We start from the raw sequence: 12,550 nt of genomic DNA, 5'->3' as shown, positions 1-12,550 counted from the left end.
TAGAAACATCTTAGGACAAATAATGATCATTTATATGCCATTAGATTTAAACGAATAAGTATTTATGCTTAGTACAGCTAACGTGTTTTCAAGGTTTTAGGGCTTTGCTCCGCGCGTTGCGTTATATTGAAGGGGTATCTGCCTGTTAGTTAGTTGTCGTTATGTAAACGGGATACTCGTAAAAAACTGTAAGACAGCCGCTAAAGCTATATGTAGAGCTGTTTTAACATATTTTGCTGCTGCTTCAACGAAGCCAGAGAATTAGCCAAAATCTCGCCACTGGCGGCAACCGCAGGTAAGCCGATACCAGGAAAAGTGGAATCACCACAACAATACAAACTTGATAAGGGAGTATTTGCATTTGGAAATATCCCCTGTCCTGCGGCGATCGCTGGACCATAACTGCCGCGATCTCTTCTCAGGAATCTGGCATGGGTTAGGGGCGTGCCAATTAGGGTAACTTCGCAACGAGTTCTCACATCGGGAATATAACGCTCTATGCCTTGCCATAGGACTTCGGCTCGTTCTAGTTTCAATTGGTGATAAGCTTCAGACTTACGGTCTAAGCCTGACCATAGCTCAAAGGGTTCCGTTGCAGGTGTATAGGCATGAATTGTATGCTTGCCTGCTGGCGAGAGAGATGGATCTAAGACGGAAGGCATGGATACGGCAACTACATTTTGTGGGGCTGCCACTCCGATTTCCCAGTCATTTACAACTAGCCAGTGACAGGGTAAATCTTTGGGTAAATCCGATGCTTCTATGCCTAGGTGTAAATGCATAAAGCTGGGACAGGCGGCGATGTCCTGCCGCTCTTTATGTAATTGATGCAGTTTTTTAGGCGATCGCTCGGTTAGGGGTAATAATTTTAAGGTGTCCCAAATCGATGCTCCTGAGACTACGGCTCGCGCTTGGATTGTCTCCCCGTTGGTTAACCTCACTCCAACCGCTTTTTCTCCATTGAGGATAATTTCCTGTACATGGGTATTGAGCCGTAATGATCCTCCATGCTTTTGGAATCCCCTTACCAATGCATCGACTACGGTTCCGACGCCACCTTTGGGATAGTCAAGTTGGACATCAGGGCGATACCAATCGGCAAACATAAAGGCAATTTCGGCGGTGAGAGTACCATTGGCGGGTAGTCCAGACAGCATGAAGCAAAGTAAGTTCATCCAGTTCCAGATAAATGGGTCGCTCACTTCTGCTTCTAGGATCTTGGAAAAGGGCTGGGTCAGCTTTGGGAGTTGTGGTAATTCTCTCAGCATTTTCCAGAGGTATTTACCTGCTGATAGGGCTACCTGCCAGTCATTACGCAGAGCGATCGGCGGTAAAGCGGTAGCGGCTTTCCCCAGTGGCAACATGACTTTTTGTAATCTTTGCCATTCTTGAACTGCCTGTTTGCTTCTCAGGTTGGTCAAGATTTCGCTAAATGAGTCGTTACCAACGGCGGCAAAAAATTGACCTTCGGGCATGGCACAGCCCCAGCCATCGTAGGTTAACCAATCAACTTTCTCTTCTAAAGCATCAAGTACATGGGTTAGGGGATTAGTGGAAGGACGGGTGGACATTCCTGAAAACAGTGATGGACCTGAATCGAAGGTATAACCTTGGCGACTAAAGCTATGGGCGGCTCCTCCTGCGATGCTATGGCTTTCACAAATGATGACTTTGTGTCCATATTTCGCCAATAGCCCCGCACAGCATAGCCCACCGATACCACTGCCTATTACTACTATGTCTGTTTCTTGATTCATGGTTGCGATTGGTTAATCAAGGCTTTATTGCTTGGGCTATCTGGAGGCCTATGTAATCAGGATACGAGTAAAACAATGGCACGAAATGTTGAAGCATACGGAGAAAGCCCCTAGTTACTTTTTTGACGAAGTAGTTCGATTTCCTCTTTGGTTAATGACCAACCCAACGCTCCAGCGTTTTGTTTCGCTTGATTTGCATTCTTTGCCCCAGGGATCGGAATCACGTTTCCTTGAGATATTAACCAATTCAAAGAAATTTGGGCAGGGGTTTTGTCGTATTTTTCCGAAAGCTCTTTTAAGGTTGAGAATAGAGGCTCAAGCTTTTGTAAACCTTGGGGACTAAATCGGGGATCAATACGCCGCGCACCTTGCAAGGTCTTCAAGTTCTCTGGCGTATATTTACCAGTGAGTAAACCTTGAGCAAGGGGACTATAGGCGAGAATCGTTATACCCAATTGTTGCGATTTTTGGAGAACTCCATTTTGTTCAATTTGTTTGTTTAGGAGAGAATAGGGAACTTGATTTACCGCGAGAGGAATTCCCTTTTCAGAGAGATATTGATGGGCAAGAGTCATCTGTGCTGCGGAGTAATTACTTACACCTACTGATTGGATGCGTCCTTTTTTAACTTCATCAGCTAAGACTTCCATAAAGTCTTTGGTCTTGAGGATAAATTCTAAGGGCCAGTGGATTTGATAAAGACTAATTTGTGAAGTCTGTAAGCGCTCTAGGCTAGAGGTCAGAGCGTCAACTATTGAAGACCTACTCCAGCGCCAAGGCAGGGGGAAATATTTAGTCGCGATTTGGAGCGGTTGTGAAGTTTGCTTACTAAACTTGCCGATCAAACGTTCTGATTCCCCTAAGCCATAAACTTCAGCAGTATCAAAAAAAGTGACTCCTGCATCTATTGAAGCTTGAAAAGCCTCCTCTACATCCTTTGCGCCAAAGTCTTTGCCATAAGCCCAAAAGAGGGTATCTCCCCATGCCCATGTTCCCACGCCCAGCGCTGTTACAGTTGGTCCATTGGAACCTAGTTTAGTGGTTTGCATTTTTTTTACTAAATCTTTTTTGTCCATTATAGCTATACCCGATTGCGATTGTGTACAACCTTCCTACCCAAAACGCCGCACTGCTGAGTTTTAGAGTAAGATTTTGCTTCTATGGTATAAACCAGTTAGCCCTGTGAAATTTGATCCGACTAATGCAAAACCTTGAACAACTAATCGCCCAAGAACTTTCGCTACGCCCTGAGCAGATCAAAAATGCCCTAGAGCTATTTGCCGAAGGTGCAACTATACCTTTTGTCGCTCGCTATCGCAAAGAACGCACGGGTGAAATGAACGAGATTCAATTAAGGGATTTGCAAGATCGTTATGCCTATCTCACAGAACTGCGCGATCGCCAAGCTGTCATCTTGCAAGCGATCGCGGATCAAGGCAAACTAACCGATGTTCTCAAAGCTAAAATTGAAGCCAGCACTCAAAAAACAGAATTAGAAGATCTATATCTGCCCTATCGTCCTAAGCGGAGAACGAGAGCGGCGATCGCTAGAGAGAAAGGGCTAGAGCCACTTGCTGAAGCCATAAAATCTTTTAATCAACCACATATTCATACCGCATCATTGACCGAGGCAGCCAGCAAATATTTATCGGAACAGGTAAAAACAGTTGAAGAAGCGATCAAGGGCGCGTCAGATATTCTCGCGGAAGAAGTTGGTGAAAATGCCGAATATCGCGCCTATATTCGCGATTATTTGATGCATTCGGGAGCCTTTGGCTCACAAATTAAAGCGACCCATGCCATTGGTACAACTAAGTTTGAGATGTATCGCGACTATCAAGCCAAAGTGAAGGCGATCGCCCCTCACAATCTGTTGGCTCTGTTGCGGGGTGAAGCCGATGATGTTCTCGTTTTAACTCTCCATTTTGATGAAACCCTTGTGTTAAGTTACTTGGAATCGCAGCAAATTCGAGCAAAAGACTTAACTATTAAGCAATTTTACCAAAATATGCTCAAAGATGCCTTTAGCCGTTTGATCAAAGCTTCAGCGATCGCCTCGGTAATTGCAGATAAGAAAGCTTGGGCAGATGCGGAGTCGATCAAAACCTTTGAAACTAACCTACGCGACCTATTGCTATCGGCTCCCGCAGGCATGAAGCCCACCCTTGCGATCGACCCTGGTTTTCGGACAGGTTGTAAAACGGCGGTAATTAGTGAGACGGGCAAGTTTCTAGAATATCAAACCATCTTTCCGCATCAGGCGATCGCCCAAAGAGAACAGGCTGCGGTTACGGTGAGACATTTGATCAAAAAGTATCAGATTCAATTAATTGCGATCGGCAATGGCACGGCAGGAAGGGAAACCGATGCTTTTGTGATGGAAGTAATCCAAGGGCTAGACAAACCACCGATCAAAGTCATGGTCAATGAGTCGGGCGCTTCGGTGTATTCGGCTAGTGAAGTTGCTATCAGCGAGTTTCCCGAATTGGACTTGACGGTGCGTGGTGCAATCAGCATTGGGAGACGACTGCAAGATCCCCTAGCGGAACTAGTCAAAATCGATCCTAAGTCCATTGGTGTGGGACAGTATCAGCATGATGTCGATCAGAAATTGCTGAAGAAGAAGCTCGAAGAAACCGTGGAAAGTTGCGTTAATTTCGTCGGTGTTGATTTGAACACGGCTTCCAAAGAACTGCTAACTTTTGTGTCAGGGCTGAGTGCCACTGTCGCCAATAATATCATTACCTATCGCAATCAAAATGGTGCTTTTCGCGATCGCCGCCATTTGCTAAAAGTACCTAAATTAGGGGCTAAAGCCTTTGAGCAAGCCGCAGGATTTTTACGGATTCGGGGTGGCGATCATCCCTTAGACAATACTGCCGTGCATCCTGAAAGCTATAAAGTGGTCGAAGCGATCGCCCGTGATTTAGATGTGCCACTATCAGAAATTTCGCAAGCGGCGGATAAGCTGAAAACAGTCAATCTCAAGCAATATGTGACCAGTGCGATCGGTGAGCCAACCCTGCGTGACATCCTGCGGGAACTGGAAAAAGCAGGACGCGATCCTCGTGCAGAATTCAAATATGCTACCTTTAGCGATGCGATTCAGAAGATATCCGATCTAGAAGTGGGTATGGAGATAGAAGGAATTATTACCAATGTGGCTAATTTTGGGGCATTTGTCGATATTGGTGTGCATCAAGATGGGTTAATCCATATTTCCCAATTAGCCGATCGCTTTGTCAGTGATCCGAAGCAAATTGTTAAGGTTGGGCAGGTGGTAAAGGTGCGTGTTTTGGAAGTAAATGCATCTCTAAAACGGATTAGTTTATCGATGCGACGATGAACGTGGAACCCTCACCCCCCAGCCCCCTCTCCCATTAAGGGCGAGGGGGAGTAAGACTAATTTCTTGTTCCCCTCGCCCCTTTTGGGAGAGGGGCTAGGGGTGAGGGTCTTGCAAACTTTCGCGCAGTTTGGGCATATTTCCTGACCGTTTCATAGGGCATATCCAGATCGATCGCGATCGCCTTTAAGCTTTCGCCTAGTTCGTACCGCGCTAAGATGGTTGCCCAGAGGGTGGCGGTGTTTTGAGCGCGATCGCCGCCTTGTCGCTTTTTGGTTTGCAGAAATAGAGCCGTTAGTTCCGCAATTCTCTTAATTAGGTGTTCTTGAATTGGGGTTGTGGGAATTATCGGCTCTTCATTCTTCCTATTTCTCACTTCATTTTCGCTAATCAGTCTTGTTTGTCCTAAGCCAAAGGTGGTTTTATGTCCTGTGCTGCAATAGGGAGCGAGTTGGACGAGAGCTTGTAATAGTCTTTCAAAGTCTGCATTGTGGCGGGATTGGCGATCGATTCCAAATTCAACTTTACCGATGAAGCCAGTAACATATCCCTGTTTGGCAACTGCTACTTTGGTGCAGCTAAGTTGGTAGTCTGTGACATAGACAATTTTTTCAATCCATTCTAGAAATTCATCTAGAGGAAATGCTTCGGGGGCAAAGTTATTCCATCGGCGCAGATAACTATGGAAGATGTTTTTGGGGATTGGTAGGGGTAGATGATGCTGTTGTTGGCGAAATGAGGTGGGTGTGAGAAAGATGAGGCTAAAGTTGGCTGTGGGCAAAGGCGAGGCTGACCAAAGGGCGTTGTAGTTGGTGGCGGGAATGGTGATGGCTATCTGGGCGATCGCTAGTTTACCTGAGTAAAGATCGAGGGTGGCAGGTGGGCGAGCGCACCATGTTTTTAGCCAGTTACATAATGGTTTGGAGAGGGCGGTGATTGTCCATGTGTATTCGTGGTTGGCTTTGGCGATGAGGTTTTGATTTTGGGGTTCGAGTTTGCCGTTGAGGGGGGAGATGGTAAAGGCTTTTTCGGTTTGTTCGTCATGGAGGTGTTTGGAGAGTGCGGGGTTGCTGTCTCTAACTTGATGTAAGAACCATGCGTGCAGTCCTGTGGTGTAGTTGGGTTGCAGGGTGATGTCTGTGAGTGGTTTTAAGGTCAGGGTGATGCCGATTAGTTCGGTGTTGGCTGTCCAAGGTGTTGTGTTTTGGGGTGACATTCTTTGTTTACTTTGCCGATGGATGGCTAGACCTAAAATTCATAACCCTTGTCTACCCAATATTTCCAGTCGGCGATCGCGCCTGTTTTTTTGTTTGTTTTTTTCCATTTAGCAAGAAATGGGAAGCTGATTTTGTCTGCGAGGTAGTAGTACCAGCCAATTGCTCTTTCTTCTGCATCGTAAGCATCGACTACTATTTCATAGTCAATTCTCTTTTCTCTGATGGGGTCTTTTTCTTGTTTAGTCATGATTTTGTTTTTGGCAGTAATGGGATTGGCGACACTTTATGTTGATTTTAATTCACGCTTACACTGTCAATAATTCTTGCTTTGGTATGGGCTGAATATGACAATCCTTGGCTTCATCACTGGCGATGAATTTGTTATATGCTTCGCGATCGCCGCCAAACGAATCAAGGGAAACAATCCGTTTACCAAAGGCTTTCCATTCTGGGGTAATGGGATCATATTCACAAGAACAAACCACGATTTCATCGTAGATGTTGCCAACGGGGATGTCTGGTACAAATACGTCAACTTTGGTGACTACCCAATCACCGTCACGGTAATGTGTCGAGCCTTTACCATCTTCAGATTTATATTCTGATGGTCGATAACCAACTTCGGGCGGCTCTGAGCCTGTGCAATCGTAATGTGTGCAAAGAATATTAGTTAATGAGTTGGTGTGAGAAAATTTGCGCTCTTCCCATCCATGCTCATCACCTGCTGCCAAAAACATTACTAATCGTTTATTACTCATCGTTGTCACCATCGTAAAAGTTTTCTGGAAATTCTGTCTTGCCTTCAAATACGCAGTCAACCTTGAGAATTGCGGGATCACTGCCAATTATTTCTACATCTTTCAATCGCCATTTCTGGCGATTTGCCATTTTTTCGCAGTCTTTACGGTCTGCTGCTGCGTGGCGTGATTCATCCTTATCCTTGTCGTACCGTGGCTTTGCCATTGTTTGTTTTTATTTAATTTATCCTACTATACTTTTTGTTTTTTGCTTCCTGATGATTGATTACAGGAAACATAGTAAAGGCGATCGCCTATAAAAAAATCGTCACAAAAATCACTTCAAATGCTCAGCTATGCAATGTTTAAGCTTGAAACGGTCAAGGTCTATCTGCACTTTGCCCACAGCGATCGCGTTTTCAGTACTGCTCAGGCATTCGTCAGTATGTGTATGGTATGTCGTCAAAAAACAACCCTATGCGTTTCCGTCCCCTTGCGGGGTAAAGGTTGGGATGAACTCGGAATCATACACAGGCTAAAGTTAACAATGTCCTTTCCAATTTGGTTTAATCTATTTCTTACTTTAAACGCATTTGAATATCATTTTGAATAGCTTGCTCATCGTGAATAGTTGTCTTTTGATCGTTTCTCAAACTACCGTAATATAACCTTCCTAAATTAAGGCATAAGGTTTTAAGGTGTATGTGATAGGAGTTTGATTCCAAAAGTTCTAGTGCAATGTTATAAATTTGAGCATAGTCGTACCTGTGATAAGACTTTCCTGCCATTAATAACGATGGAATAATTCGTGCATATTCACTGTCACTAGGATTTTTGTACAAAGGATCTAGTATGTTTTCTGCACGATAACTATCTATTTTCTTAGCAGCTAAATATGATTGTAAAAATGCTAAAACGATTAATACTAAAATTATCCAAAACCAAATAATTGTCATAAGTATTTTTAATTTAATATTTGTCTTAGAGAAATTTAAAAAAGCTAGATGGTATGCCTTTTGTTAAATATACATGCATACTCATTGCACCACAGTACACAATGGGCGATCGCGTAATAGACTACTTTCTAAAAGCACGATGTCAAGCCCAGAATAAATTGCGTTAGCATCCTTTGAAATCACGGCTTTACATCAAGTGCTATACTCGCCAGTCATGTAAAGCGATCGCCTATAAAAAAATCGCGTAGTGTTGATCGTTTATGAGCCTATAGCGGTGTTTGAGCGGTCTTTCGATACTTGAGACTGTTTATTTTTGAGAGCAGACATATTTAAGTACGTCATAACCTATGGATCCTGGGGGATAAGAAATTAAATTTCGTGGTTTAAGATCTTGTTCTCCAGAAATTTGGTCGTAAAACCTCTGCCATCGGGATGCAATATTTACGCAATCTCCCGATTGATCTACAATATAATGCTCTTCGAGACGACCATCCGTACCGTAGAGAACCATTTCCTCTCTCCACCAAACAATATTTCTATTTTTACGGATTGAGTCTCTCCAAACATAAACTTTTGCTCCAGTGCGGGAACTCTCCGCTACTTCAACTAAATCTCTAGCAGATACTTCTAGGGGATAGGCGATCGCAATTAAGCCAAGCATTAGCAGTAATTTTTTCATGGTTAAGTTGTGTGAATTTAGAACTATTTTACAAGGCATCTCATAAATTTTATGATGACTAGTTATTTAAGTTGACTCGGATCTTGGAGAATAATCTGTGGATTACCTTTGTACTCATTGACAATTCCAGAGATTTGAACAGTCTCCCCTATCAGTTTTTCTAAATCACCAAACTGACTGCGATCGTCTGCAAATATCACTGCTGAAAAAGGGCATGAGCGATAATCCTTGCAAAAATTGATGAAGGTCGTGTTTGTTTTGGAGACAAAAATATGATTGACCTTACCTGAAATAATAACTTGCTCACCGATGTGATTAGGCGCATCGGTGTAGTTAATCGAGTTGCTTTGGGCGATCGCAGACTGTTGAGATAGGTTAGAACTTCTATTTATTTCAGGAGATGGAGCAAAGCAACTGGTACAAAACAACAAAATGCCAGTGCTTACGATAATTGGTGTAAGTTTCATAAAAAGTATTCCTTGTAAAGTTTTCGTCCCCCTACGGAATTAAACAGCTAACCCTCGCGGGCGCTCAACTGCTAGTTTCCGTCCCCTTGCGGGGTAAAGGTTGTGGCTAATTCGCCGCAGAGATTGACGACATCGCAGAGATCATCAAGTTTCCGTCCCCTTGCGGGGTAAAGGTTGTGGCTAATCCGCCCAGGGGCAAACCTTGATTATTTTCGCTTTGTGTTTCCATCCCCTTGCGGGGTAAAGGTTGTGGCTAATTCGCAAAATCGAAGATATCAAAGATTTGCTCATGGCGATTGACTTGTTTCCGTCCCCTTGCGGGGTAAAGGTTGTGGCTAATTGCAGAGTACGCTTGCATCCCAATGCCATTAGTGGCAGTTTCCGTCCCCTTGCGGGGTAAAGGTTGTGGCAAATGACAATACTCGCAAGCGCTTTTTGAGCGTCCGTATCGGTGTTTCCGTCCCCTTGCGGGGTAAAGGTTGTGGCAAATAAACATAAACCGCATCATAAGCTTTACTCACAACAGGAGTTTCCGTCCCCTTGCGGGGTAAAGGTTGTGGCTAATGATTGGGTTCACAATGTTTTACATTGGCTATTACCTAAGGTTTCCGTCCCCTTGCGGGGTAAAGGTTGTGGCTAATCAAGATTTTGAAGATGTGTTCTACACACTTGATGCTGCAAGTTTCCGTCCCCTTGCGGGGTAAAGGTTGTGGCTAATGAACAAGAATGGCAACAATGGCTGGACAATAGTAAGTCTTTTGGTTTCCGTCCCCTTGCGGGGTAAAGGTTGTGGCTAATAAAGCCACATTATTGACCTTCTACCACTTGCGTTGGGGTTTCCGTCCCCTTGCGGGGTAAAGGTTGTGGCTAATTTAACAACATATACACTTAAAGCCCAAGGTGCTTTTTGTTTCCGTCCCCTTGCGGGGTAAAGGTTGTGGCTAATAGTTCGCGCTGGTGAGGACTTGCACCAAACCAATGCGTTTCCGTCCCCTTGCGGGGTAAAGGTTGTGGCTAATATCCAAGGGCTAAGAAGATGGCGATCGCTGCTAATCGTTTCCGTCCCCTTGCGGGGTAAAGGTTGTGGCTAATTAGTACTAGAGGATCATCTACTGTAGTTGTAACTAATATGTTTCCGTCCCCTTGCGGGGTAAAGGTTGTGGCTAATATTGAAACTCCTCTTCAGAAAGTGGCTGCAAAGTCCAGTTTCCGTCCCCTTGCGGGGTAAAGGTTGTGGCTAATTACCTCATCCCAGTACATAACAAGACTACCTATAGTAGGTTTCCGTCCCCTTGCGGGGTAAAGGTTGTGGCTAATACCCAACCACTAGCAATAAAATCAGCCGCCAATAATGTTTCCGTCCCCTTGCGGGGTAAAGGTTGTGGCTAATCAGAATGAGTTCGATCCGCAAACGGGGCGGGTGATACTGTTTCCGTCCCCTTGCGGGGTAAAGGTTGTGGCTAATCTTGGGAAAAACTAGAAGAATGGATGCAAGCATCTAGATGTTTCCGTCCCCTTGCGGGGTAAAGGTTGTGGCTAATGCTGCGTTAGGCGCTGATTATCAGGGTGCAGGGGTGCTTTGTTTCCGTCCCCTTGCGGGGTAAAGGTTGTGGCTAATACATGTTTATTGTGCTTGACCACAGCCCAAAATTGGTTGGGTTTCCGTCCCCTTGCGGGGTAAAGGTTGTGGCTAATCTCTCTGAACCTACCCGTTATGGATGGGACAGTGAGGTGGTTTCCGTCCCCTTGCGGGGTAAAGGTTGTGGCTAATTTTTGGTGTGGTTCTGGACTTGATGACATCACACGTCAACTGTTTCCGTCCCCTTGCGGGGTAAAGGTTGTGGCTAATGTTGTGTTTCACGCGCTGACAAAGGCTCATCAACAGTGTTTCCGTCCCCTTGCGGGGTAAAGGTTGTGGCTAATAGGTATTTTATTACGTGCTGTCCGCGCCTCGCTTAAACAGTTTCCGTCCCCTTGCGGGGTAAAGGTTGTGGCTAATCCAGTGCGTTGCCATTGATGGCAACGTGGCACATTTGTTTCCGTCCCCTTGCGGGGTAAAGGTTGTGGCTAATGGTAAAGGAGTGATTGGCTCTGAATCTGGCAATACCTGGTTTCCGTCCCCTTGCGGGGTAAAGGTTGTGGCTAATATTAGTAAGAGCTAGTTGTACTACCTGTGCCTTAGTGTTTCCGTCCCCTTGCGGGGTAAAGGTTGTGGCTAATCATGACTACTACTGTTACCACCACCAAGGGCCAAGCTGTTTCCGTCCCCTTGCGGGGTAAAGGTTGTGGCTAATTTACTAGAGAGCTATTAATATTTAATTGGGCCTATTCTGTTTCCGTCCCCTTGCGGGGTAAAGGTTGTGGCTAATGATGCTAAAGCTGCTGAAGACAAGAAATTGTCTGATGCGTTTCCGTCCCCTTGCGGGGTAAAGGTTGTGGCTAATTCACTGTGGTATCATTCAGGAGGCCTACTCTGATGCATGTTTCCGTCCCCTTGCGGGGTAAAGGTTGTGGCTAATGCAAAGAGGATGCGTGGAAGCTAGATACTTCCATGGTTTCCGTCCCCTTGCGGGGTAAAGGTTGTGGCTAATTTAGTAAGTATTAAAGTTATTAGAGCTACAACAAGAGTTTCCGTCCCCTTGCGGGGTAAAGGTTGTGGCTAATAAGTAGTTTTTCTTCAATCTACATTGGATGGATGAGTTTCCGTCCCCTTGCGGGGTAAAGGTTGTGGCTAATATCATCAATAAACTGCCAACATTCAATCTCTTCAACTGCGTTTCCGTCCCCTTGCGGGGTAAAGGTTGTGGCTAATCTTTTGCTAACGCTAGTTGGTTTAGCTACCACAAACAAGTTTCCGTCCCCTTGCGGGGTAAAGGTTGTGGCTAATACATAATATGATTCCAATAATACAAGAAGATGTAACTACGTTTCCGTCCCCTTGCGGGGTAAAGGTTGTGGCTAATAACAGAGATCATATTACACACTACATTGAACTTATTGACGTTTCCGTCCCCTTGCGGGGTAAAGGTTGTGGCTAATCTTAGAGTTGTTAAAGATAATAATACTAACTTACATGACGTTTCCGTCCCCTTGCGGGGTAAAGGTTGTGGCTAATTGGGAGTTACCCCTCACTACTTACAGTTTGAATGCTTGTAAGTGTTTCCGTCCCCTTGCGGGGTAAAGGTTGTGGCTAATGTAGATTGTGTGGAGTATAAAGCAGCCCATTCTGCTGCTTCGTTTCCGTCCCCTTGCGGGGTAAAGGTTGTGGCTAATTAGCATCAGCCTCAGCTTTTACAGCAGCAACCTTAGCTTCTTGGTTTCCGTCCCCTTGCGGGGTAAAGGTTGTGGCTAATAAAATCATGTCTACACTAACACCTGCTGCTCTTCTTGTTT

At 44.9% G+C, this 12,550-nt stretch carries 10 protein-coding genes and 1 CRISPR repeat array (1 of these 11 cut by a window edge); of the genes, 1 reads left to right on the top strand and 9 read right to left on the bottom strand.

All coding sequences use genetic code 11. The features are described 5' to 3' along the window. Window positions 1-206 precede the first annotated feature (206 nt). The gene (locus tag H6F44_RS09850; RefSeq protein ID WP_190350786.1) at window positions 207-1,757 is read right to left on the bottom strand and encodes a phytoene desaturase family protein; all 1,551 of its coding nucleotides are present in this window, start codon (window positions 1,755-1,757) and stop codon (window positions 207-209) included. Between the two features lie 110 nt (window positions 1,758-1,867). Next, window positions 1,868-2,806, bottom strand: coding sequence for an aldo/keto reductase (locus tag H6F44_RS09845; RefSeq protein ID WP_190350785.1), 939 nt, complete (start codon window positions 2,804-2,806; stop codon window positions 1,868-1,870). Between the two features lie 152 nt (window positions 2,807-2,958). On the opposite strand from H6F44_RS09845, the gene H6F44_RS09840 reads away from it, so the two are divergent. After that, window positions 2,959-5,103: a Tex family protein gene (locus tag H6F44_RS09840; protein ID WP_190350784.1), complete on the top strand. Its 2,145-nt coding sequence runs from the start codon at window positions 2,959-2,961 to the stop codon at window positions 5,101-5,103. 56 nt (window positions 5,104-5,159) lie between these two features. On the opposite strand, the gene cas6 is transcribed toward H6F44_RS09840, so the two are convergent. From cas6 to H6F44_RS09805, 7 genes are all read right to left on the bottom strand, one after another. Further along, the gene (cas6, locus tag H6F44_RS09835) at window positions 5,160-6,317 is read right to left on the bottom strand and encodes a CRISPR-associated endoribonuclease Cas6 (RefSeq protein ID WP_190350783.1); all 1,158 of its coding nucleotides are present in this window, start codon (window positions 6,315-6,317) and stop codon (window positions 5,160-5,162) included. Window positions 6,318-6,349: 32 nt separating this feature from the next. Further along, window positions 6,350-6,565, bottom strand: coding sequence for a calcium-binding protein (locus H6F44_RS09830; RefSeq protein WP_190350782.1), 216 nt, complete (start codon window positions 6,563-6,565; stop codon window positions 6,350-6,352). A gap of 58 nt (window positions 6,566-6,623) precedes the next feature. After that, window positions 6,624-7,076, bottom strand: coding sequence for a hypothetical protein (locus tag H6F44_RS09825; RefSeq protein ID WP_190350781.1), 453 nt, complete (start codon window positions 7,074-7,076; stop codon window positions 6,624-6,626). Next, window positions 7,069-7,281 carry a hypothetical protein gene (locus H6F44_RS09820; RefSeq protein ID WP_190350780.1) on the bottom strand — a complete coding sequence of 71 codons (213 nt, stop codon included), beginning with the start codon at window positions 7,279-7,281 and terminating at the stop codon, window positions 7,069-7,071. The genes H6F44_RS09825 and H6F44_RS09820 overlap by 8 nt, the downstream gene beginning before the upstream one ends. A gap of 352 nt (window positions 7,282-7,633) precedes the next feature. Then, window positions 7,634-8,011 carry a hypothetical protein gene (locus H6F44_RS09815; RefSeq protein WP_190350779.1) on the bottom strand — a complete coding sequence of 126 codons (378 nt, stop codon included), beginning with the start codon at window positions 8,009-8,011 and terminating at the stop codon, window positions 7,634-7,636. 307 nt (window positions 8,012-8,318) lie between these two features. Then, the gene (locus H6F44_RS09810; RefSeq protein ID WP_190350778.1) at window positions 8,319-8,690 is read right to left on the bottom strand and encodes a hypothetical protein; all 372 of its coding nucleotides are present in this window, start codon (window positions 8,688-8,690) and stop codon (window positions 8,319-8,321) included. A gap of 62 nt (window positions 8,691-8,752) precedes the next feature. Then, complete coding sequence (locus H6F44_RS09805) at window positions 8,753-9,157, bottom strand: hypothetical protein (protein WP_190350777.1); 405 nt, start codon at window positions 9,155-9,157, stop codon at window positions 8,753-8,755. Between the two features lie 74 nt (window positions 9,158-9,231). Then, window positions 9,232-12,550: a CRISPR direct-repeat array (repeat unit 37 nt; unit sequence GTTTCCGTCCCCTTGCGGGGTAAAGGTTGTGGCTAAT); it runs 8,353 nt beyond the window's last position.

It is taken from the genome of Pseudanabaena cinerea FACHB-1277, assembly GCF_014696345.1.
In the GTDB taxonomy this organism is placed as follows: Bacteria; Cyanobacteriota; Cyanobacteriia; order Pseudanabaenales; family Pseudanabaenaceae; genus Pseudanabaena; species Pseudanabaena cinerea.
This window is presented reverse-complemented; position numbering and strand designations above follow the sequence as displayed.